Consider the following 22,363-nt stretch of genomic DNA (forward strand, 5'->3'; position numbering starts at 1 on the left):
TTCATCTAAATGAAAAAAATATTAGCTTTATTGTTATTTGTTGGTGCATCAGCACTTTATGCTCAACAAAAAACGCATACAGTTCAAGCAAAAGAAACCGTTTACGGAATTTCGAAGCAATATGGTGTTTCGCAAGAAGAATTGTATAAAGCCAATCCTAAAATTGAAAAAAATGGGATTCATCCAGGTGATTTGATTGTGATTCCAGGTAAAGGAACTACGACAACCAAACCAACTGAAACCAATACACAAACGACTACGTCAAACGTAAAAATTTCGGACGATAATTATCAATATATTACAATTGAGCCGAAAGAAACGGTTTACAATTTGACAAAAAAATATAAAATTTCGGAAGAAACATTGAACTCATTAAACCCTCAAATCAAAGAAAGAGGTTTAGAAATTGGTGACGTAATCAAGCTTCCAAAAGATGTGACAAATAAAGTTTTTTCTGTTCCAAAAGGAACGCATTTAATCAAAAAAGGAGAAACTTTATACACTTTAGCAAAACAGTATAATGTAAGTGTTGACGATTTATATGCAGAAAATCCAGCTTTACAAACAGGTGTAAAAGAAGGAATGGTGATAACGATTCCTAAAAAATCTGGTTCTGTTGTAATCGAAGAAAACACGATCAACTATGTTGTTCAGAATGGAGATTCGGCTTACGGAATTTTAGAAAAATACAACACGAATTTAGATGAGTTATTGCGTTTAAATCCTGATTTAATCAATGGTTTAAAAGCTGGAATGACACTTAAAATTCCATTGCAAAAAAATGCTAAAATCATCAAATACGGAACTGCAGGAAAGTTGAAACGTGCTAATGACAATGAAATTAATGTTGCTATTATGCTACCTTTTGATGTTGCAAATAATCCGCAATTAAAAAATTCGCAAGCAATGCAATTTTTTACTGGAGCTAAATTAGCGTTGACTCATTTGGCGAAAAAAGGTAAAAATGTAAATGTGAAAGTGATCGATACGAAAAACGGAAACTTGCAAGATATTTTATCAACAACAGATTTTAGTAAAACGGATGCTGTTATCGGCCCATTGAACACGTCTGATATTACAGAAGTTGCCAACTTCTTCAGTAATTCTGGTATCGCTGTGATTTCGCCTTATGCAAATGACGATTCGTTAAATTCTTTCAATGATTTATTGATTTCTAATCCAAAAGATGAAGTAATTGCAGATCAAATCATCGAAGAAATTGGGAAAAACTTTGCTGGAGAACAAGTTTATTTATTAACAAATCGTGACGATCAAGAGTTAGCAAGTTATACGAAAAAACAATTAGAAAAACAGTTGAAAGCAAATGTTGTCATTGTAGATAGCGCTGCAAAAATTGTTCAACCACACGATAAAGTGAATGGCGAAGATTATTATACGCCAATTATTACGGTTTTAGTTGGTGATGATGATAATTTGGGAAAACAATATTTAGAGAAATTAAAAACATTTAACAAAGATAATATCAAAGCTTACGGAATAAAATCGGTTTCGGTTTATGATGTTTATAATGCAGATAATGCAAAAAATATCGATGCATTCCGCGAATTTGGTTTTGTGTTTAGTACTGCGCGATTAATCAATACAAGAGATACGGAAGTGCAAAGTGTAATCAAAGATTTCAAGGAAGTTTATTGTGAATTTCCGACGCGTTACGAGCAATTAGGTTACGATGTAACGTACGATATTGTGGACAGAATGAATAATAAAGGTGATGTTACCAACAATATTACAACAGAAAACACACGTTTGGCATCGAAGTTTGCATACAAAAAAATAAGCGGAAGCAAAGCTTATACGAATGATGCGAGCCGAATTGTTCGTTTACCTAAAAAATAATTTTATCAAAAAATTATATACCAAAAAGCGATGCTAAAATTTAGCATCGCTTTTTTCTTTTTATCAACATTTAGAATTAAAACCTTGTATTGAACGGATTTTTTCTAAATTTGACTATGCACAAACTTAAAGACAATTTACTCGTAAAAGTTATTCTTGCCATTGTACTCGGAATTTCACTCGGCGGAATAATACCAGAAGCTATTGGTCGTATTTTTATGACTTTCAATGATTTTTTTAGCGAATTACTTAACTTTTTGATTCCATTAATCATTGTTGGATTAATTGTTCCATCAATTGGAAGATTAGGACAAACAGCCGGAAAATTATTATTAGCAACCGTTTTAATTGCTTACGGATCAACCATTTTTTCAGGATTATTAGGTTACTCAGCGAGTATGTCTATCTTTCCACAATTATTAGAACATCAAACTGGTCAAATTAATTTAGCCGAAAAAGCAAAAGAATTTACACCATACTTTTCGATAGAATTTCCTCCGTTATTTGATGTAATGCCAGCTTTGGTATTTTCATTTCTTTTCGGAATTGGATTATCACGATTGAAAGATTCGACTTTTGGGAAATTTGCAGATGATTTTGAAGAAATTATTACGTATTTAATTCAAAATTTAATCATTCCATTATTACCAATTTTCATTTTCGGAATCTTCTTGAACATGTCATATTCAGGACAAGTGGTAACAATTATGAATGTATTTTTGAAAATAATTGGTGTAATTTTCGTGCTACATGTTTTCTTATTAGTGCTTCAATTTACAATTGCTGGAATTATTGCGAAAAAGAATCCATTTAGCATGATGAAATTGATGTTACCAGCCTATTTCACAGCATTAGGAACACAATCTTCAGCGGCTACAATTCCTGTAACAATTGCGCAAGTAAAGAAAATTGGAGTTCGAGATGAAATTGCCAATTTCGCTGTGCCGTTGTGTGCAACAATTCATTTATCTGGTTCGATGTTAAAAATCGTTTGTTGTTGTTTAGCATTGATGTTAATACAAGGTATGGAAATTGATTTTGTTCAATTTTTAGGATTTATGATGATGCTTGGAATTGCGATGGTTGCAGCACCTGGAGTTCCTGGTGGAGCGATTATGGCAGCGATTGGTATTATTGCTTCGATGTTAGGATTTAATGCAGAAAATCAAGCATTGATGATTGCACTTTATATCGCAATGGATAGTTTTGGAACAGCAGGAAATGTAACTGGAGATGGAGCTATTGCTGTAACGTTGAATAAATTATTCAAAAAAGAAGTTCAATAAAAAAAATATTAACCCAAATAAAAAAAGAGTTCCAAAAATATTGGAACTCTTTTTAGTTTTAAGAATATTTAAATAAATGAAGAATGTTTTTTTTTATTGTATACCGATTCCACCACCGTTTTGCTCTGTTTTATTTTGCTGAGCTTCGGCTCTTGATTTAACTTTTCCTCCAAAATTGTAAGTAAATCCTAAGTAAGCTGTTTGAGATTCCCAGTTGAAGTTTGCATATCCATAATATGGATCATCCATATGAACTCTTGCACGCATCGTTTTGAAAACATCATTAACACGAGCAGACAAAGAAGCTTTTCCGTCCATAAACGTGTAACGTAAACCTAAATCCATTCGCCACATTTCTAACATTTCTCCTTGTAAAAATTTAGTTTTACCTCTAAAGAATCCAAATTGTTGTAAACTTAATTTCTTAGATAAATTATACGTATTATTCATACGAGCAGAAAATACATTTGCTGTAATTTTCTTGTGGTCATTTTGCATTTCAGAAGAAGTAAAATCACCTGCCAAATAAACATTCATCCATTTAGCCAATTTATAATTCCAGCTTGCTTCAACTCCAAATTTATTTACTTTATCGTAGTTCAAATTGTACTGAATAATTGCAGACTCGATATCTTCATCCTTTTTGAATGATTGAATGATATTGTCTTTTACACTTCTGTAAAATAAATTCGCAGAAATAGAACCTTTTGTTAATTGTTTTAAATAACCAATTTCATAAGAATCTGTATATTCTGGACGAAGATTTGGATTTCCTTCGCTCGACATTAATGCTGTTGAATATTGAGGAACTGGAGTTAATTGATAAATTCCTGGTCGATTAATTCGTCGGCTATAGTTTAATGATAATTGTGCTTTTTCAGTCAAATCATACGTTAAGAAAGCCGAAGGAAATAAATCTGTATAATCTTTTTTCAGAGTTCCTGCTTCATTTGGTGAATAAAACCAATCTGCATTATCTTCAACACGCTCTAAACGTAATCCAACTTGCGCTCCAAACTTATTAAATTTCTGTTTGTAATTTGTATAAGCAGAATAAAACGAACGATCGAACTGAAAATCTACTGACGGATTATATATATTTCCATTAAGAGGATTTGTTAATTCTTTCGTAGAATCCATATCATTATCATTAGACTCTTTACGATATTGAATTCCTGCTTCTAATTTTCCTGCATTTTCAATTTGATTGGTATAATCTAAATTAATACGAGTTGTTTGCGTTTTATCGTAACGATATTCTTGATAAAACTCGTCTTTTGGAAATGTATTTAAGTAATCTCTGTCATCATCCTCTTTATTAATCGAATAAAATGCATCTAAAACAAGATTGTGATCTTTTTTATTAAAATCTAATTTGTAATTCAAACTATAATCAGAACTTCTTGAATCTGACCAAATATCATTTCTATTTAATTTATTAAAATTAGTTTTTAAAACATTTGTATTGATTAAAGCAGCATGATCTCCATCCCACTGATTTGTATAAATCGTTAAAGCATTTTTATCATTGATAAACCAATCGAATCCTGCTTTATACGATAAATTTCTATTTTTTGTATTTTGAATATCAAATAATTGATCAATTTGATCATCATAATTACGACCAATACCATTTTGTTTTGCTGGACGATCAGCGTAATTAATATTTCCAAATAAATTGAACTTTCCTACATTCACATTTGTATTCAATGATGTATTGAAACGGCTTTTCTTTCCTTGTTCATAACCTGCAATCAACCCAATATTATAACCTTTTTTAGTTCCTTTTACCAAAACAATATTGATGATTCCAGAATTTCCATCCGCTTCATATTTTGCTGAAGGATTGGTAATAATTTCAATTCGTTGAATTTGATTCGAAGGAATTTGCTTTAACAATTGCGCTGCTGACTGAGAAGAAGGTTTACCATCTACAAAAACTTTTACATTCTCGTTTCCTCTTAATGACAATGCTCCTGTTTGTTGATCCACATTTACAGACGGAATATTATTCAGAACAGAAGCAGCATCAGATCCAGCAGATACCAAATCGTTCCCAACTTCAACAATACGTTTATCAATTTCATTACGATATTGAGAAGTTTGCGCACGAACAAATGCACCTTTCAGTTCTACGGTTTCCGCTTTTTCTACTTGTAAAATGATGTTACCTAAATTTAATTCACCTCCTTTTACCTCTGCAGTTGTTACAGATTGTTGATAACCAAATTCTGTAATCACCAAACGATAATTTCCGTCTTCCAAATCTGGAATCTCAAATGTTCCGTCTTCATTTGCATACACTTCATCGAATAATTCTTTTGAATCTGCTTTATAAATCTGAATAGCAGCCATACCAACCGCTTCATTTTTTGCATTTTCAATCTTTCCTTTCACAGGATGTTGTTCCTGCGAGAATCCGTAAATAGAGCAAACGGAGAAAAGAATAGCTAAAGTAAATTTGTTTAATCTCATAGTTAATATTTTTTAATAGTACTATGTTTTACATAATACATAATAAGAGTTGTCCGTACTTTTTCCTAATTAGACGTTTTAAAAAATGTTTTGTTACAAAATATTTAACCTTTTTTTATTTTTCAAGTACTATGTTTTGCATAATACGTAAACCTAATCGTTGGATGATTTTACTAATAAGACGCAACAACTTCAATAATGTTACAAGAATTTTTAATTTTTTTTAAAATTTTTTTCCTCGACTGAAAAACTTACATTTATCATTCAATTAATATTAATCAAAAAATTGCTAAAACATTGAGTTCAATTGTCATATTAGGTGCGGGAAATGTTGCGTTTCACTTAACTCGTGCATTAATCGAAAACACTTGCAATGTTCGACAAATTTTCAATAGAACATTAGAACACGCTAGAGAAATCGGAGAAGCAAATAGAATTTCGTATACCGATAAAATTTCTGAAATAGAAAAAGCAGACATTTATATTATTGCGAGCGCAGATTCTGGAATCGAAGAGTTTTCTCATTATATTCCGTATGATGATGTTTTGGTTGTACATACTTCTGGTTCGTCTCCAATGTTTGTTCTGAAAGGCGATTACCGAAAAGGCGTTTTTTATCCGTTGCAAACTTTTTCGAAAGAAAGAACAATGCGTTATGATAATATTCCGTTTTTTATCGAAGCCGAAAATCCTGAGGATTTAAAGACGTTGAATGATTTAGGAAATCGAATTTCAAACGAAGTTCACGAACTTAATTTTGCAAGTAGAATGCAAGTGCATATGACAGGTGTTTGGGCAAATAATTTTGTCAATCATTTATATTATATCGCAGGAAATATTTGTGAGCAAAACAATGTTCCGTTCGATGTTTTGTTGCCTCTTATACAGGAAACAGCAAATAAAGTAATCGAAATGAGTCCAAAAGATGCGCAAACTGGTCCAGCAAAACGTGGAGATCAAGTGATTATTGATCGTCATTTAGAGGCCTTACAAGATGATTCGAGATTATTACAGATTTACCAAATATTGACAGATTCAATCAAACGAGTTTACGAAAAATGATAAGTTATAAAGAAAAACTAAATAACATTAAAACCGTTATTTTAGATGTAGATGGAGTTTTGACAGATGGAAATTTAATTTTATTACCAACTGGCGAAATGGTGAGAACAATGAATACGCGCGATGGTTATGCAATGCAATTAGCCATCAAACAAGGAATACGAATTGCGGTGATTACAGGCGGAAGAGATGAAGCTGTAGTGAGTCGTTTAAAATATTTAGGCTTAACAGATATTTACGTGAACAAACGTGATAAAGTAGAAGCTTTTGAAGATTTACTTTTTTCTTATGGATTAGATCCTGATGAAATCGCTTATATGGGCGATGATTATCCAGATTTGGCCGTGATGAATTTAGTTGGATTATCAGCTTGTCCTAACGATGCGTGTATGGATGTGCGCAAAGCTTCGGAATATATTTCACCAGAAAACGGTGGAAAAGGTTGTGTTCGCGATTTATTAGAACAAATCTTGAAAGTTCAAAACAAATGGTATAATGCAGAAGAAGTTGCTTCTGTATAAAAGAATTTGAAATGTTATTAACAGAAAAATTAAAAGATACCAATATCATTTTGGCATCACAATCGCCAAGAAGAAAAGAACTTTTAGCTGGATTGGGATTACAATTTTCGACAATTTCACTGGATATTGACGAAACATTTGATCGCAACGAATTCAAGAAAGAACAAATCACCGAATATCTTTCCGCTAAAAAAGCCAAAGCTTATACAGATATTCAACCAAATGATTTGATTATTACGTCGGATACAACTGTTTGGGTGGATGATGATTCGTTAGAAAAAGCTTCGAATAGAGAAGAAGCGTACGAAATGATTAAAAAATTAAGCGGAAAAACACATTCTGTTTATACATCAGTTACAATTCGTTCTTTAGAAAAAGAAGTTACTTTTTCAGACGAAACGCAAGTTACTTTCGCAGATTTAACAGATGAAGAAATTTATTTCTACATTGATAATTACAAACCTTTCGATAAAGCGGGCGCTTATGGAGTTCAGGAATGGATTGGTTACATTGGTGTGGAGAATATGAATGGAAGTTATTTCAATGTAATGGGACTTCCAACGCACAAACTATATAAAGAATTAGTAAAATTCTAAACATATAATCCAGCTCCGGCTGGATTTTTTTATTCTACAATTATCGTATTTTTGTTTTTCTAAAAAATCAATTTTATGAAGGTCGGTTTATATTTTGGATCATTCAATCCTATTCATGTCGGACATTTAATTATTGCCAATCATTTTCAACAATTCACCGATTTAGATCAGGTTTGGTTTGTGGTTTCGCCTCAAAATCCATTGAAGAAAAAAAGTTCTTTAGCAAATGAATATGATCGATTAGAAATGGTAGAATTAGCGATTAAAGATTATCCTAATCTTCGTGCTTCTAACATCGAATTTACGTTACCGAAACCTTCTTACACGATTGATACCTTAATTCATCTGAACGAAAAATTTCCTGAGCATGACTTTGCGTTGATTATGGGTTCTGATAATTTGGATGGAATTTCGAAATGGAAAAACGCTGAGATTTTAATGCGCGATTATCAATTGTATGTTTATCCGCGTCCTGGTTATTCGCAAAAAGAAAATTTGGATAATGTAGAAATGGTTGAAGCGCCTTTGATGGAAATTTCTTCTACATTTATTCGAAATGCAATAAAAGATGAAAAAAATATAAAACCTATGTTACCTCCAAAAGTTTGGGAATATTTGGATGGAAGTAATTTGTATGGATGATTTTAATTTGGAAACTTGAAGATTATGATTTGGATTAATTTTAGTAATTTGGTATAAAACTATATGTCTAAATTCATTTCGATTTTATTACTCATATTTTTATCATCTTGTCAAACTCAAGATAAATTATATTATAATTTTTATAAACTCAATACAAATTCATTTGAAAAAAACGCATCAAGTAAATATCAAAATATAATTTATATTCGTTCATTTTATAATAATGTAGTTAAAAAAAAGGTAAATGGATTTAAAAGTCTTACCTATAATTATTCAACAAAAGAAAAAACATACATTAAAACAGAAAAATATAATCGAAAAAAATTTGAAACTTCTAATATTGAATTAACAAATTTCAAAGAATTTGACTTCATATTAGAAAATTATTTAAATGGGAATATTGAATATTTGCAATCTTTACAAGATTCTTTTATTAGTGCTGAGATGGGATCTTACTTCTATATTTTTGATTTTGGAAATAAAAAAGTCTTCAAAATAAATGCAATAATTTTTGACTCCAACAATAATTTAATTCAACACCATGACAAAACAAGCTACTATAAATAATTTAGAAGAATTAGTTCATTTATTTGATGCGTATCGTCAATTTTATGATAAGGAATCTGATGTAAAAGCAGCGGAAAAATTTCTAGAAGCAAGAATTGTAAATGACGAATCGGTTATCTTTTTAGCCTATAATAAAGACGAAAAAGCAGTTGGTTTCGTACAATTATTTCCTTCATTTTCATCTACTCGAATGAAACGTTTCTGGATTTTGAATGATTTATTTGTTTCACCAGAATTTCGCGGACAAGGTTTTTCAAGAGAATTGATAGAAGAAGCAAAAAATCTGTGTCGCAAAACAGATGCTTGTGCAATGTTGTTAGAAACAAGTGTTACGAATGATATTGGAAATTCATTATATCCAAGTGCTGGATTTCAATTGCGTGATGATGCAAATTTTTATGAATGGGAAGTTTAACCAAATTGACGTTTCAATTCGTAGATAATATCTTCTAATCCATTTAATTTTATTTCATAAACAGTGGATAAAAGAATTCCTAATTTCCCTTTCGGAAAACCACCTTTACCAACAAACCATTCCAAATAAGAAACAGGTAAATCGCACAACAATCGCCCTTCGTATTTACCGAAAGGCATTTTAGTTGTGACAATTTCTTTTAATATTTCGGGACGAAATCCTTCCATTATTTTGTTACAGTTCCTTTGTACGTTGACATTCCATCTTTGAAATTCTTCGCATTTTTGAAACCTTTTTCTTGCATTTTTTCTGTTGCTAATTTTGCTCTAACACCAGATTTGCAATAAATGAAATAATTCTTTTTTGTATCTAATTTCTGAATTTCTTCTTCGAAATTTGGATTTTTCACATCTATATTTACCGCTCCAGGAACATGACCTTCAGCAAACTCTTCAGGTGTACGAACGTCTAACAAAACATTCTTTTTACTCTTGAAATTAATTTCATTTACATTATCTAATGTCGAAATTATTTCTTCTATTTTCGCTTCTTTTCCTTCTGAACTTGACGAATTGCTTGCACAAGAACCTAAAAAAAGTGTTCCTGCAATCATTGCAACTCCTAAAATTTTATTTACCATTATATTGATTCATTGTATTACCTAATCCTTGAAAAATAAACGACAAAACTGCATCAGCAGCCAAATTCAATCGTTCATTCATTTTTTCATTTTCTTCTGCCGACCAATCGCCTAACACATAATCCACTTGTTTACCTTCCGAAAATTCGTTTCCTACACCAAAGCGTAATCGCGCATAATTTTGTCCGCCAACTTTATTTTGAATATCCTTCAAACCATTGTGTCCACCATCGCTACCTTTTCCACGCATACGAATTGTTCCGAAAGGCAAGTTCAAATCATCTGTAATGACAAAAATATTTTCTAACGAAATATTTTCTTTTTTCATCCAAAAACGAACCGCATCTCCACTCAAATTCATGTATGTATTTGGTTTTAACAACGTAACTGGACGCGCTTTATATTTAAACTGTGCTACTTCACCAAAATTTGATGGTGAAAATTTAGCATCAACTTTTTTAGCAACTTCTTCAACAACCTTGAAACCAATATTATGACGAGTATTTTCGTATTGAGCACCAATATTACCAAGCCCAATAATCAGATATTTTTGCATGAAACAAAATTACATCTTTTTGCAATGATTAGAAATAAATATTTACCTTTGCTTTAAAGTCTACTGAATTGGTATAGATTTTGTAAATACATGAAATCGATAAAAAATTATCATGAGAAAAATAATTAGCGTTTTAATATTATTTGTTGGAATTAATGCATTTTCGCAAAAAATTCCGTCAGTGATGAAAACTGAATTTCCCGCAACAGCTTTGCAAGATAGCGTAGTTGATTTAGAAGGAAATTCGGCAACCATAGAAAAAGTTTTTTCAAACTATAAAGGAAAAATTGTCTTGTTGGATTTATGGGCAACTTGGTGTGGAGATTGTATCAAAAACATGCCTGCTTTGAAATCTTTGCACGAAAAAAATCCTGACGTAACCTTTGTTTACCTTTCAATGGACAAGAATGAGGAAGCTTGGAAAAATGGTATTAAAAAATATCAAATTGAAGGTCAACACTTTTACTTAGGAAACAACTGGAAAGGCAATTTTGGCACAGGGATTGATTTAAATTGGATACCAAGATATTTGGTTCTTGATCAAAATGGAAAAATTGCAGATTATTACAGCGTAAAAGCTGATGATCCTAAAGTTCAAGAAACAATTGATCGTTTAAGAAATAAGAAATAAATAGTTTATAGTTTACCAACCAAATGGTGATTGAAATTAAAAAATCAATCACCATTTTCTTTTATTAATCATTAGAAATCAATATCTTTCATAGAATAAAAATAAATATTCTATAATTTTTTATAGATCATTTTTTGTATCAAACTTTTAGTTATTATTGCATTGATTTTAATACCCTTTTTATTTATATGAAAATATGCTTCGTAATGTATCCTTGGGACAAGGTTGAACCAGGAAAAGACACCACTATGCGAATTATTAAAGAATGCGTAGATCGTGGATTTGAAGTATCCTATTTAACAAAAAAAGATATCTCTATTGCCAAAGGCAAAGTTGTAGGAAACTGCAAAAAGATGATAACTACAGAAACAAATGATTGTGTTGAGTTTTATCACACCATGAAATTTGAAAGTAGTATAAAAGATTTGACCGAATTTGATATAATTTTTATGAGAGCCGATCCACCAATTGATCCGCTTTTGTTGAATATGTTAGAATTAATCGAAGATAAAGTTTTCTTCGTGAATAAAATTTCGGGATTACGTAAAGCAAATAATAAAATATACGCCGCATCTTTTGATGATGGTCTAGAAACAATTGTTCCTCAAACACTTATTACAAAAGATATTGATTTGATAAAATCGTTTGTAGAAGAAAATAATTTCGAGAAATTTATCATCAAACCTTTAGACGGAATGGGTGGTAAAGGTGTTATACTTTTCGAACGAAAAAATATTGGTAACTTAAGCTCGATTTGCGATTTTTATATCAATCATACCGGATATTCTCAGCCTATTATTTGTCAAAATTATATAGAAGGTGCAGAAAAAGGTGATGTTCGCGCTATTGTGATTAATGGTGAACCGATTGGTGCAATTATGCGTGTTCCTGCAGAAGGTGACCACCGTTCTAATATTTCGGCTGGTGGTTCTGCGATTAGACACGAAATGAGTGAACATGAGTTAGATTTATGCCGTAAAATAGGAAAACAATTAAATGAAGATGGAATTTATTTTTGTGGTATCGATTTGATTAACGGAAAAATGGTTGAGCTAAATGTAGTAAGTCCTGGAGGAATTGTTCCTCACAATAATGTAAACAATAACAACGAAATTCAGAAACAAATCATATCGATGTTATTGGAGAAATATAAAGAATTTAAAGCATGAAATCCATAAGTATACAGCAAATTTTAGATAATATTGAGAACGAAATTGTATTTGAAGCTTATGCAGAAGACGAATCATTCAAAATAAAAATTGACGAATACATTCCTTACGTTTGTGCAGCTATTCACGATGGTGGACAAATGCGTGACGATATTCGCGAAAAATGTTTATTGAGTAATTATGAGCGTTGGTATGAAGAAGATCCACATACTGCTGAGTTTGTTGAGACTTTTCCAATCTTAATTCAAGGTTGCGATTCTCGATTTGAATACGATTTGAACCGTGGTCCAGAAACTGCTGTGTACGAAGAAGCTTGGGGAAAACAGGTTTGGAAAGAACCTTTGTCGGTTTCTCAAAAACAAAAAAGTATTGCAAAACATCACGCTTTTTATGAAGTTTTAGAAGCTTTAATCAACAAGCTTGAAACTAAATTTAAGTCATGCTTGGTTTATGATATTCATTCGTACAATTGGAAACGCTGGGATCGTCCGGTTCCTGTGTTCAACATTGGTGCGGAACGAGTTGATAACGAACGTTACGGAAATTATGTAGAAAGTTGGCGCGATGAATTGGCAAATATTGAGTTAGAAAATATTCACAATTATTCGGCGATTAACGATGTATTTTATGGACGAGGATATTTGTTAGAATTTGTTACAAATCGATTCAAAAATACGTTGGTTTTAGCGACAGAAGTTTCGAAAATTTATTGTGATGAATTAACTGGAGAATCTTTTCCGGAGATTATTAACCAAATAAAAGAAGGTTTCAAATCGGCAATTCTTAACCATGCTTATGAGTTTGTAAAAACAGAAACGACGTACAAAGTAGGTTCTAAGCAAGTAAATATTTTGCACAATGAATTAGAATCTGACTTGGTTAAAATTGATAAACAATTGTATCAATTGGTTCAGAATTTTGAATTGTTAAGTGTTATCAATCCGATCAATTTAGAATTTGAAAAGAAGAAATTTTTAGCTTCAAAATATACATACGAACCACAATTTAAATACAATCCGCTTAACATTGATCCATTCGAATTTAAACGAAAATTATCGAATATTAAAGTCGAAAAAATCAATGATATTAGTATTCAAAATATGTATGTTAATACGATTAACGCTTATTTTGATAAGGTCGATTTATTAGCCAATCTTGGTACGGATAAATTCTTATACAATTCGTTGCGTTACTTTGGCGAACCATCCAAAAAAGATATCGAAAATGCGAACTTTATCCTTTATTGTCCTGAATTTAGAATGGATAAACAAGGAAATTATACAGAGGAAGAAGTGGTTAATCTTTTTAGAAATGCTACAAATGATTATGGTTTCAAATTTGACATCGAAGTTTCGGATGATATCGCATCAAAAGCACTTGTAATCAATAGCAAGAGAAAAGTTGTGATTAAACGTGGCGTTAAGTTTGACAAACGTTTTACAAATGGTTTAATTGAGCACGAAATTGGAGTTCACATGGTGACAACCATGAATGCGTTGGATCAACCATTAAAAATCTTTAGTATTGGTTTACCTGTAAATACATTAACTCAAGAAGGTTTAGCAATTTTAAGTGAATATTATTCTGATTCTATTAATCATAGCCGATTAAGAGAACTTGGTTTACGCGTTATGGCAGTTCATATGTTAACAAGCGGAAAATCGTTCAATGAAACGTTTATGGTTTTGATGGAAGAATACAAAATGCAACCAGAAGACGCATTTTATCTGACAACTCGCGTTTATCGTGGTGGTGGTTTTACAAAAGATGCACTTTACTTGAAAGGTTTGAAAACGATTTTGAATTATGTCGATCAAGGGCGTTCTTTGGATAATTTATTGATTGGAAAAACTTCAGTTGAATACATTGATACAATTGACGAATTAGTTGAGCGTAAAATGATTAATAAACCGAAATATCATACCAAAATTTTCAAAAAACATCTTGAAAATCCAGAAATCAACCCGATTTTACAATATATTTTTAACGGAATAAAAGATTAAAAAATAAAAACCCACTCAAATTTGAGTGGGTTTTGTGTTATTATGAACTAATATTTAATCTTTTTTCTCAATTCTTTTATCAAAATAGAATAATACAATTCCTAATGCAATAATACCTAAACCAAATAAACTTTCTTTTGGTTTTTGCATCAAAACGAAATAACAGATATATAAACTAAATGCTAAAAATATAGCAGGTAAGACATAAAAGAATTTACTTTTGATAATAGTTAATTGATCTTGTTTGATAAAGAAAGCTGTACAAACTGCTAATGTTGCTAATATTTGTAAAACAAACGATGTATAGGTAAAAATCACTTCAAAATCTCCTGAAAAAATTAGCAAAATACTAATTGCTGTATGCACCCAAATTGCACGAACTGGAATTCTATTTTTGTTCTCTTTCGCCATAAAATTCCACAATTTATTTTCGCGCGCTGTGGCTTGCGTCAAACGAGAACCAATCCACAAATAACCGCTAATCGTCGCAATCAATTGTAAAGCAATAAAGCAACTCACCCATTTTACATTATTTCCAAGCAGATTACCGAACGAAATATTTGCAACATTTTCTTGTCCAGCCAAAGTTGCTGCTGATGCATGTTTCAAGAAAACATAATTTAGCAAAACATAAGAAATCGTGACAAAAATAACGCCTATAAATAGTGCTTTTGGTAAGTTTTGTTTTGGTTGCTCAATTTCTTCTACGATGTATGAAGCCGAATTCCAACCTGTATAAGCAAAAGTAACATAAACCAAAGACGTCGCAAATGCAGGAAGTAACAATTCATTTTTCCAAGTCGAATCAAAAACTACCGCATTTGGCTCAACTGCTGGAGCAAAATAAAAACCTAAAGCAATTAAAACAACAATAAATACAACTTTTAGAATAGTAAAAATATTCTGAAAGTTACTACTCAAATTTAGACTGAATGATTGAAAAACGGCAACAATCAAAATCATGGCTATTGCAAATTCTTTTCCTAAATCAAACCCGAAAACATTCAAGTATTTTCCCATTGCCAAAGCCGCTAAAGAAATTGGCGCTGAGAAACCAACGAATAAAGAAATCCAACTTGATAAATAACCAAAAACGGGATGAAATGTCCGAGATAAATAAATATAATCTCCTCCTGATTGTTTAAATTTTGAAGCTAATTCCGAATAAATAAATGCGCCAATCAACGCTAACAATCCTCCTATTGACCACAATAATAAGATAGAAGTTGTATTTTTTAAATCAGAAATTTGATAACCCAAACTGGTAAAAACACCTGTTCCGATCATATTCGAAATCACTAAAGCTGCTGCGGTTTTCCAACCAATTTTTGAATGTGCCATACACAAAAAAGTGCCAATTGAATGTTTGAATTTACATTAAAATTGACACTTTGAATATTTTATTATTGATTAAAATTTAAAACTTGCACGTGCAAAATAATACGCTCCTGTCATCCCCATTTGAACTGGCGCATACGGAAAAATTCCATAATAAGAATTCTCATAAACTTGCTTGTCTGGGAAAACATCAAACAAATTATTTGCACCAATTGTAAAGTTGAAATTCTTTGTAATATCATAACCAATCGAAGCATCCGTCACCGCTTTTCCCGTATGTTCTTGGATACTTCCCCAAGGATATCCATCTTTTGTCACTTTTCCGAAATACGTGTTACGCACCATAAAATTGAATCCAGAAATTGCATAATTCAATCCTAAAGTTGCTTTTGTTTTTGGACTTAATGATTCGATAATATTGACTTGATCAGGACCAAAAAATTCTTCCGTTGGAATTGTTAAAGCTGTTGGAAAATGATAACCGACAATTTTTGTTTCGTTGATATTTCCTGATAAACTTGCATTCAATTTTCCTCGACCTAAACGAGTATCATAGGAAATTACTAAATCCAAACCTTTGGTTTCTGTATCAATTGCATTCGTAAAAATACGCGCTGTCGCTACATTATATTTTTCTAAAGCAGGATCTGTGATATCAGAAGTTAAGACAATTCGGTCATCAACTTTTATAAAATATCCATCCAATGTGATAAATAATTTTGAAGTCGGACGAAATGTTAAACCTAAACTTGCATTGATTGATTTTTCTTCTTTTAATTTATCCAAACCAATTTCTTTCGACAATTCAGACTCATTTCGAATAATTCCTTTTGTTACCAAAACTTGATCACCATTATCATTCAAGAATAAATCGGTATACGAATTACTGAAATATTTTTGTTGTAAAGAAGGTGCTCTAAATCCTGTCGAAATCGCTCCACGAACCGAATATCCTTTTGCGTATTCATATCGCATCGCTAATTTTCCGTTGATTGTACTTCCAAAATCTGAGTAATTTTCAAATCGTCCAGCTAAATCAGCCGTAAAATCTCCAAATTTCAATTCTCCATCTACATAAGCCGCAACTGAGTGACGATCACCTTTTACAACATTCAATGGAGAAAACCCTACAAAAGATTCAGATCCAGAACCTGAATAAGACGCTTCATCTCCAGCTTCAATTTTATATTGTTCAAAACGATATTCTCCTCCAAACGCTAAACTAACATTTTGATTGATTCGTTTCGAAAAATCTAAATTGACTGTATTTTGTAAAAATTGATGTTTCCCAGCGTAAAAATCGGTTGGAGAATTTAAGCCTAATGATTGATTAATTGAATTTTCTAAATCATACTTGAATGAATTTAATCCAAAAGTATTGCTCAAGTCAACTTTCCATCCATCATATGAATAACGTAATCCTGTAGAATTTGAATAATCATTTACATTAGATTTTAACGTTGCTTGAAAACCATTTGGATAAATTTTTAACGCATCTTCAGACAATTCACTTGGCAATCTTCTAAAACCAAATCCATTACCTTGGCGCAACGAAACTCCTCCAAATGAATAAAAATCTAATCGATCATTAATCGCCGTTTCAGCATTTACAAAAAATTGTTGATTCTTGATTGCCGCATCTCCAATTTGAAATCTAAAATCTTTTCTCGAAAGCCCTAAAGCAGCAATTTTAGCGTCATCCACAGCTCTTGCTACATCTGGATCATCTGCAAAATCGTACGCGAAATTATCTCCAAAAATATCTAAATTATGATCTTTCGAGCGATTTGTTTTTTTACGTTCACTTACAACAGCCGAAAAAACAATCGAACCCGATTGTCCTAGTTTCGTTCCATAACTTCCGTTAAAATTGTACGTTTCTCCATCATTTCGAGAAGTCTGACCATACGTCAAAGACGCGTCACCACCTGGTTTAGATTTCAAAACAATATTTACAACTCCCGCAATTGCATCAGAACCATATTGCGCAGCCGCACCATCACGTAAAACTTCAATTTTATCAATTGCTGAAATCGGAATTGCGCCTAAATCTGTTCCTACAGAACCATTTCCAACTGTATTTTGGTAATTCACCAACGAAGTTGTGTGACGTCGTTTTCCATTAATCAAAACCAAAACCTGATCTGGTCCCATTCCACGCAATGTCACAGGATCGATATGCTCCGTTCCATCGGCAGATGATTGACGAACAGAATTAAAAGAAGGAATAACCACATTCAAAATATCATTCACACTCAATTGAGGAGAAGACGTTTTCAATTTCTCAACATCGATAATATCGACAGGAACTGACGAATTAACCACCGTTCTTTCTGATGTACGACCACCGATTAAAATAACTTCGTTAAGATTTGTTTCCTCCTTTTCAACTTCTTGAGCAAAAAGTGTAGATGCGCAAATAAATGCGAATGAAGCAAGTAAAAATTTGTTTCTTTTCATTTTTAATTATCATAAAACTTTCAAGAAACCAACAAATAAAAGTGAAATACTTTTACTCATCTTTCCCTCTAATAGGTTGGATTTAGCACCTTAGATTATAAGTCATCTGGTTGCTAAGGTTTCACAGGGCCAATCCCTCCACCTTTCTTGATAAGTTATGCAAAGGTAATGTTAAAAAATGAAAACGCAAACAATACTCTATCAATTTCATAGAGTTATTGAATTAACAACGAAATATCCAATTCTTGGCTTTCGTCTAAATTCATCATCGCATTGATTCGTTTGAATGATTTAAAATTAACTAAATCTGAAACTTTTATATTTTTCTGAATGATTTCGCCTGATTGTAACAAAGCTTCTCGCATTGTCCCTTTCAACAGAAAAGTTCGTGGCGTGATCCATTGAGAACCGTCAAAAAAAACAATATTCGAATAAATACAATCTGTAATATAATTTGATTTTACCAAGACCAAATCATCTGTTTTTGACTCTTTTAAATATTCATCAAAAAACCAACGATCTAAATATTTGTAGGAATAATCAATTTTATTTTCGATCTCAAAAAGTTGAATACTTTCAATGGGTTTGATTTGATACGATTGAAATTCTACCGATTGAATTTCACGATCATAAACAATTCTAACTTTATATTTTTCGTCCGTTAAATCTGTCGGAAACTTAATAATTTCGTCCAATAAAATCGGATTGATTTCAGTAAAATTATCATTTCTTGTTCGATCAAATCTCGCTTGATGAAATTCTAAATTTCGAAGTTGTTTGTTTACACAACAAATCGATTCAATAAATTGGAACATACACTTTTTGTATTAATTCTTCGTACTCTGCTTTTGCCTTACTTTTTGCTGTTATTCCTCCTCCACTCTTGAAAAATAATTCACCTTGATTATTTTCGATGAAACGAATCATCACAGCACTATCAAGATTTTCGCCATCAAAAACACCAAAAACTCCTGTATAAAAATTTCGATGATACTTCTCGGCTTCTAAAATAATTTCAACGGTTTTCTTTTTGGGCGCACCGCAAATAGAACCAGCAGGTAAAAGTTGATCGAAAATCGTTCCTAAATTTTGACTATAATCATCATTCAAATCGCCTTTTATCTCAGAACTTACTTGCAAAAGTGTTGCATCATTTGTCTTCACCTCATCCATGTAGCGATAATTTATCACCTCAACATTTTCGGAAACAAGACTCAAATCATTTCTGATTAAATCGACAATTGTTGCATGTTCGGCAGCTTCTTTTTCATCATTCAAAATAAGTTGCTTCGCATTTAGAATCGAGGCATCAATGGTTCCTTTCATTGGATTTGAAAAGATTTTTTGATCTTCAATTTTCACAAAACGTTCGGGAGAAAAACAAACAAATTCGTTTTTATATTTCAATTTATATTTTGCTTCAGAAAACTGAAAAACTTCATCTAAAGTCAAATCTGTTTCAATTTTTGTTGGAAGCGTTAAATTCGTTAAATATGAATTTCCAAACAAAAGATTATCGTGAACATAATTGAATTTTGGCAAATATTCGTCAAAAGAAATCGGGAATTTATTGAATTTAAAATCTTTCTGAAAAAATTCTTTTTTTGTTGAATCTACTTCAAATTTTATCTCATCAGGTAATTCCTTCAACGGAATTACTTCTCCATTTTCTTTCAAAAAATCGATCATAAAAAAAAAGGGAACTTTTGCAGCTCCCAATTCATTCATTTTCGTAAAAATCGAATGCTTTGCTAACATTCGATAAAATTAATATTATTCTTGGTTTGTACCAAGTAGATCAATTTCTGTTTTTTCATCATCTGTCAAAATCATATCTTTTAACATAAAATAAACCATCATATAGCCAATTGGATAAGTTGCTAACGCACCTACATAACAAGCAATAGCTCCTATTGAAGCAACCAGACTAACAACAATAGCTATTAGAACCATCCACCAAAAATTCTTTTTTACGATTGCATAAGAAGTTTTCATTGCGTCAATAGCGCTCATATTTCCATAATGAATAAGATACGGAGCCAGATAAATACACGCTTGTAAGAACAATAAAAATACTGTCGCCACTAAGATGTATAACATACCAAAAAGCGATGAACCAATCATTAATGCTGGGTTTACATTTTCGGGATCATTAAACATAAGTGGTAAAAAAGAAAAAATAATGTATGGTAACATTACAACTATTGCGACTCCCATTACGATAAGTGTTAAAAGGAAATAGCTTCCTATATTTTTGAAACCTCCAAAAAAGTCACCTAGCTCTAACGACATTTTGTTTTCGGCACGTTCTGCACCAATCATAAATCCCATTATAAGTGGATACATCACAAAAAGCAATCCGATTATAGTGAAGGAAGTAAACATATAAATAATAGCTGCAACAAGAGCATAAATAACAAATGGCTGCCAATTATTTTGAAAAAGTTCTAATGATTGATTGAAATATTTCCCGATATCAAATTGGAATTTATTGTTTTTGTAATATTCAATTTTGTTGTAGTCTAATGTTTTCATCTTAACGTTGGTTTAATTGAAATTAATGTAAATTTGCTTGATTAGTAGAATAAAATTAATAATTGGTACAACATGAATGCAAACGATTTATTATCAATCATAAAAAATAGACGCTCTATATTTCCTCCGCAATACAATCAAGAAGAAATTACGCGCGAAGAATTGAATCAAATTTTTGATGCAGCAAATTGGGCGCCATCTCATAAAAAAACAGAACCTTGGCGTTTTGTCGTTTTAGAAGGGCCTGCAAAAGACCGTTTCCGCGAATACGTAAAGCGTGTTTATGTGCAAGGAACGCCAACAGATCAATTAAGCGACAGAAAAATAAATGCATTAATTGAGAAATGTGATAAGTCGAATAAAATTGTATTAATCAATTTTATCAACACAGAAAAAAATCCTGAATGGGAAGAATTAGCTGCTACTTCTATGGCAGTTCAAAATATGTGGTTAATGGCAAGCGCTTTAAATATTGGTGCATATTGGTCTTCTCCAGCAAATATTATCGCCAATGTTGATGAATTTACAACTATGGAAGAAGGCGAAAAATGTGTTGGAGTTTTCTATATGGGAAAAATTGAAGGAGATTCTCCAGAAGCTGTTCGTCAACCAATCGAAGATAAAGTGAGATTTTTAGAGTATTAAAAACTCTTTAGAAAATAATTTGAGAAAGACTACTAATTTTTTAGTGGTCTTTTTTATTAAATAGAAAATCAACTCTTTATGATTTTTGTATATTTGATAAAACACTTTAATATGAAATCGATTTTTAACTACTTATTAATTGTAATGTCTATTAGTTTTTTGACATCTTGCAAAAACTCTAATCCCGTTGTTTACGACGATCCAATTCCAAAACATGAAACATTCACAATTAATTCTAAAATTCTAAATGAAAAACGAATTATTAATGTTTGGGTTCCAAAAGAATATTCGACTTCTCAGGATTCATTATCCGTTTTGTATATGCCTGATGGCGGAACAAAAGAGGATTTTCCACATATTGCAAACACATTGGACAGTTTGATTATTTCGAAAAAAATAAAACCAGTTATTTTAGTTGGTATAGAAAATATACAACGTCGCAAAGATTTGAGTCCGCCAACCGAAAACGAAGAAGATCAAAAAATAGCCGATGTTGTGGGAGGTTCGAATGAATTTAGAAGTTTTATCAAGGATGAATTATTTCCTGAAATCACGAAAAAGTATCGCACTCAATCCCAAAAAGGAATTATTGGCGAATCGTTGGCTGGATTATTTATTATGGAAACTTTTCTGAAACAACCCGAAATGTTTGATTATTATATCGCTATTGATCCTTCACTTTGGTGGAACGATCATAAAATGTTATTGAATTCAAAAAATGATTTAGCTAAATTTCCTTCAACTCCAAAAAAGTTATGGTTTGCAGGATCTGGAGCAAGTGATATTTTACCTTATACAGATGATTTGAAGAATATTTTGACGCAAGAAAAACTTCCAAATCTACAATGGAATTATTCTCCAGAACCTAAAGAAGAACATGCTACAATTTACAGAGCAACTAAAGAAAAAGCATTGATTTGGAGTATTGGTAAATAAAATTTATCTTGTAACGTCCTGAAAAAATG

At 31.6% G+C, this 22,363-nt stretch carries 21 protein-coding genes and 1 riboswitch; of the genes, 12 read left to right on the forward strand and 9 right to left on the reverse strand.

Translation table 11 applies throughout. The features are described 5' to 3' along the window. The first annotated feature begins 9 nt into the window (after window positions 1–9). Complete coding sequence (locus B3M86_RS04500) at window positions 10–1,857, forward strand: LysM peptidoglycan-binding domain-containing protein (protein WP_291075979.1); 1,848 nt, start codon at window positions 10–12, stop codon at window positions 1,855–1,857. Window positions 1,858–1,973: 116 nt separating this feature from the next. After that, complete coding sequence (locus B3M86_RS04505) at window positions 1,974–3,143, forward strand: dicarboxylate/amino acid:cation symporter (RefSeq protein ID WP_286486531.1); 1,170 nt, start codon at window positions 1,974–1,976, stop codon at window positions 3,141–3,143. A 93-nt stretch (window positions 3,144–3,236) separates the two neighbouring features. On the opposite strand, the gene B3M86_RS04510 is transcribed toward B3M86_RS04505, so the two are convergent. Beyond that, window positions 3,237–5,618 carry a TonB-dependent receptor domain-containing protein gene (locus B3M86_RS04510; protein WP_291075976.1) on the reverse strand — a complete coding sequence of 794 codons (2,382 nt, stop codon included), beginning with the start codon at window positions 5,616–5,618 and terminating at the stop codon, window positions 3,237–3,239. A gap of 297 nt (window positions 5,619–5,915) precedes the next feature. Between B3M86_RS04510 and B3M86_RS04515 the strand changes: the two genes are divergently transcribed. The 5 genes from B3M86_RS04515 (at window position 5,916) to B3M86_RS04535 (ending at window position 9,421) form a co-directional block, all read left to right on the forward strand. Next, window positions 5,916–6,680: a Rossmann-like and DUF2520 domain-containing protein gene (locus tag B3M86_RS04515; protein ID WP_291053100.1), complete on the forward strand. Its 765-nt coding sequence runs from the start codon at window positions 5,916–5,918 to the stop codon at window positions 6,678–6,680. Then, entirely contained in the window at window positions 6,677–7,201 is a 525-nt protein-coding gene (locus tag B3M86_RS04520; RefSeq protein ID WP_291075974.1) for a KdsC family phosphatase, read from the forward strand. Before B3M86_RS04515 ends, B3M86_RS04520 begins: the two co-directional genes overlap by 4 nt. Before the next feature lie 11 nt (window positions 7,202–7,212). Beyond that, window positions 7,213–7,797 carry a Maf family nucleotide pyrophosphatase gene (locus B3M86_RS04525; protein WP_038336384.1) on the forward strand — a complete coding sequence of 195 codons (585 nt, stop codon included), beginning with the start codon at window positions 7,213–7,215 and terminating at the stop codon, window positions 7,795–7,797. 75 nt (window positions 7,798–7,872) lie between these two features. Then, window positions 7,873–8,439, forward strand: coding sequence for a nicotinate (nicotinamide) nucleotide adenylyltransferase (gene nadD, locus B3M86_RS04530; RefSeq protein WP_286495146.1), 567 nt, complete (start codon window positions 7,873–7,875; stop codon window positions 8,437–8,439). A 541-nt stretch (window positions 8,440–8,980) separates the two neighbouring features. Beyond that, window positions 8,981–9,421, forward strand: a complete 441-nt coding sequence (locus tag B3M86_RS04535; protein WP_286495147.1) for a GNAT family N-acetyltransferase — start codon at window positions 8,981–8,983, stop codon at window positions 9,419–9,421. On the opposite strand, the gene B3M86_RS04540 is transcribed toward B3M86_RS04535, so the two are convergent. The 3 genes from B3M86_RS04540 to pth are packed head-to-tail and all read right to left on the reverse strand — an operon-like array spanning window position 9,418 to window position 10,617. Next, window positions 9,418–9,648 carry a DUF3820 family protein gene (locus B3M86_RS04540; protein ID WP_038336390.1) on the reverse strand — a complete coding sequence of 77 codons (231 nt, stop codon included), beginning with the start codon at window positions 9,646–9,648 and terminating at the stop codon, window positions 9,418–9,420. The genes B3M86_RS04535 and B3M86_RS04540 overlap by 4 nt on opposite strands. Then, window positions 9,648–10,061 carry a rhodanese-like domain-containing protein gene (locus B3M86_RS04545; RefSeq protein ID WP_291075972.1) on the reverse strand — a complete coding sequence of 138 codons (414 nt, stop codon included), beginning with the start codon at window positions 10,059–10,061 and terminating at the stop codon, window positions 9,648–9,650. The genes B3M86_RS04540 and B3M86_RS04545 overlap by 1 nt, the downstream gene beginning before the upstream one ends. Beyond that, window positions 10,051–10,617: an aminoacyl-tRNA hydrolase gene (gene pth, locus B3M86_RS04550; protein ID WP_038336392.1), complete on the reverse strand. Its 567-nt coding sequence runs from the start codon at window positions 10,615–10,617 to the stop codon at window positions 10,051–10,053. The genes B3M86_RS04545 and pth overlap by 11 nt, the downstream gene beginning before the upstream one ends. 112 nt (window positions 10,618–10,729) lie before the next feature. Between pth and B3M86_RS04555 the strand changes: the two genes are divergently transcribed. The 3 genes from B3M86_RS04555 (at window position 10,730) to B3M86_RS04565 (ending at window position 14,420) form a co-directional block, all read left to right on the forward strand. Continuing rightward, on the forward strand, window positions 10,730–11,248 hold the full coding sequence (locus B3M86_RS04555; RefSeq protein WP_114998723.1) for a TlpA family protein disulfide reductase: 519 nt from the start codon (window positions 10,730–10,732) through the stop codon (window positions 11,246–11,248). Between the two features lie 188 nt (window positions 11,249–11,436). Then, the gene (gshB, locus tag B3M86_RS04560; RefSeq protein ID WP_291075971.1) at window positions 11,437–12,417 is read left to right on the forward strand and encodes a glutathione synthase; all 981 of its coding nucleotides are present in this window, start codon (window positions 11,437–11,439) and stop codon (window positions 12,415–12,417) included. Next, entirely contained in the window at window positions 12,414–14,420 is a 2,007-nt protein-coding gene (locus B3M86_RS04565; RefSeq protein ID WP_291075970.1) for a flavohemoglobin expression-modulating QEGLA motif protein, read from the forward strand. Before gshB ends, B3M86_RS04565 begins: the two co-directional genes overlap by 4 nt. A gap of 54 nt (window positions 14,421–14,474) precedes the next feature. Here B3M86_RS04565 and B3M86_RS04570 read toward each other — a convergent pair whose 3' ends face one another. The 5 genes from B3M86_RS04570 to B3M86_RS04590 all read right to left on the reverse strand — a co-directional run bounded on the left by B3M86_RS04570 (window position 14,475) and on the right by B3M86_RS04590 (window position 20,753). After that, window positions 14,475–15,761 carry an APC family permease gene (locus B3M86_RS04570; RefSeq protein WP_280049357.1) on the reverse strand — a complete coding sequence of 429 codons (1,287 nt, stop codon included), beginning with the start codon at window positions 15,759–15,761 and terminating at the stop codon, window positions 14,475–14,477. A gap of 69 nt (window positions 15,762–15,830) precedes the next feature. Next, window positions 15,831–18,218: a TonB-dependent receptor plug domain-containing protein gene (locus B3M86_RS04575; protein WP_221855632.1), complete on the reverse strand. Its 2,388-nt coding sequence runs from the start codon at window positions 18,216–18,218 to the stop codon at window positions 15,831–15,833. A gap of 53 nt (window positions 18,219–18,271) precedes the next feature. Then, window positions 18,272–18,375: riboswitch (SAM riboswitch) on the reverse strand. Between the two features lie 58 nt (window positions 18,376–18,433). Next, window positions 18,434–19,033 carry an aminotransferase class IV gene (locus B3M86_RS04580; RefSeq protein ID WP_114998715.1) on the reverse strand — a complete coding sequence of 200 codons (600 nt, stop codon included), beginning with the start codon at window positions 19,031–19,033 and terminating at the stop codon, window positions 18,434–18,436. Further along, window positions 19,017–19,976, reverse strand: a complete 960-nt coding sequence (locus B3M86_RS04585) for an aminodeoxychorismate synthase component I (protein WP_219033805.1) — start codon at window positions 19,974–19,976, stop codon at window positions 19,017–19,019. Before B3M86_RS04585 ends, B3M86_RS04580 begins: the two co-directional genes overlap by 17 nt. Before the next feature lie 15 nt (window positions 19,977–19,991). Continuing rightward, window positions 19,992–20,753, reverse strand: coding sequence for a hypothetical protein (locus B3M86_RS04590; RefSeq protein ID WP_291047797.1), 762 nt, complete (start codon window positions 20,751–20,753; stop codon window positions 19,992–19,994). A 72-nt stretch (window positions 20,754–20,825) separates the two neighbouring features. Between B3M86_RS04590 and B3M86_RS04595 the strand changes: the two genes are divergently transcribed. After that, window positions 20,826–21,398 carry a nitroreductase family protein gene (locus B3M86_RS04595; RefSeq protein ID WP_291075966.1) on the forward strand — a complete coding sequence of 191 codons (573 nt, stop codon included), beginning with the start codon at window positions 20,826–20,828 and terminating at the stop codon, window positions 21,396–21,398. Window positions 21,399–21,509: 111 nt separating this feature from the next. Continuing rightward, window positions 21,510–22,334, forward strand: coding sequence for an alpha/beta hydrolase (locus B3M86_RS04600; RefSeq protein WP_291075964.1), 825 nt, complete (start codon window positions 21,510–21,512; stop codon window positions 22,332–22,334). Window positions 22,335–22,363 lie beyond the last annotated feature (29 nt).

Source organism: Empedobacter sp. UBA6305 (assembly GCF_002440405.1).
GTDB lineage: Bacteria > Bacteroidota > Bacteroidia > Flavobacteriales > Weeksellaceae > Empedobacter > Empedobacter falsenii_B.

Coding starts and splice junctions, on each gene's coding strand:
- B3M86_RS04555 (WP_114998723.1), top strand. CDS start 10,730: ATGAGAAAAATAATTAGCGTTTTAATATTATTTGTTGGAATTAATGCA.
- gshB (WP_291075971.1), top strand. CDS start 11,437: ATGAAAATATGCTTCGTAATGTATCCTTGGGACAAGGTTGAACCAGGA.
- B3M86_RS04500 (WP_291075979.1), top strand. CDS start 10: ATGAAAAAAATATTAGCTTTATTGTTATTTGTTGGTGCATCAGCACTT.
- B3M86_RS04565 (WP_291075970.1), top strand. CDS start 12,414: ATGAAATCCATAAGTATACAGCAAATTTTAGATAATATTGAGAACGAA.
- B3M86_RS04535 (WP_286495147.1), top strand. CDS start 8,981: ATGACAAAACAAGCTACTATAAATAATTTAGAAGAATTAGTTCATTTA.
- B3M86_RS04575 (WP_221855632.1), bottom strand. CDS start 18,218: ATGAAAAGAAACAAATTTTTACTTGCTTCATTCGCATTTATTTGCGCA.
- B3M86_RS04505 (WP_286486531.1), top strand. CDS start 1,974: ATGCACAAACTTAAAGACAATTTACTCGTAAAAGTTATTCTTGCCATT.
- B3M86_RS04540 (WP_038336390.1), bottom strand. CDS start 9,648: ATGGAAGGATTTCGTCCCGAAATATTAAAAGAAATTGTCACAACTAAA.
- B3M86_RS04595 (WP_291075966.1), top strand. CDS start 20,826: ATGAATGCAAACGATTTATTATCAATCATAAAAAATAGACGCTCTATA.
- B3M86_RS04590 (WP_291047797.1), bottom strand. CDS start 20,753: ATGAAAACATTAGACTACAACAAAATTGAATATTACAAAAACAATAAA.
- B3M86_RS04525 (WP_038336384.1), top strand. CDS start 7,213: ATGTTATTAACAGAAAAATTAAAAGATACCAATATCATTTTGGCATCA.
- B3M86_RS04585 (WP_219033805.1), bottom strand. CDS start 19,976: ATGTTAGCAAAGCATTCGATTTTTACGAAAATGAATGAATTGGGAGCT.
- B3M86_RS04520 (WP_291075974.1), top strand. CDS start 6,677: ATGATAAGTTATAAAGAAAAACTAAATAACATTAAAACCGTTATTTTA.
- nadD (WP_286495146.1), top strand. CDS start 7,873: ATGAAGGTCGGTTTATATTTTGGATCATTCAATCCTATTCATGTCGGA.
- B3M86_RS04545 (WP_291075972.1), bottom strand. CDS start 10,061: ATGGTAAATAAAATTTTAGGAGTTGCAATGATTGCAGGAACACTTTTT.
- pth (WP_038336392.1), bottom strand. CDS start 10,617: ATGCAAAAATATCTGATTATTGGGCTTGGTAATATTGGTGCTCAATAC.
- B3M86_RS04600 (WP_291075964.1), top strand. CDS start 21,510: ATGAAATCGATTTTTAACTACTTATTAATTGTAATGTCTATTAGTTTT.
- B3M86_RS04510 (WP_291075976.1), bottom strand. CDS start 5,618: ATGAGATTAAACAAATTTACTTTAGCTATTCTTTTCTCCGTTTGCTCT.
- B3M86_RS04570 (WP_280049357.1), bottom strand. CDS start 15,761: ATGGCACATTCAAAAATTGGTTGGAAAACCGCAGCAGCTTTAGTGATT.
- B3M86_RS04580 (WP_114998715.1), bottom strand. CDS start 19,033: ATGTTCCAATTTATTGAATCGATTTGTTGTGTAAACAAACAACTTCGA.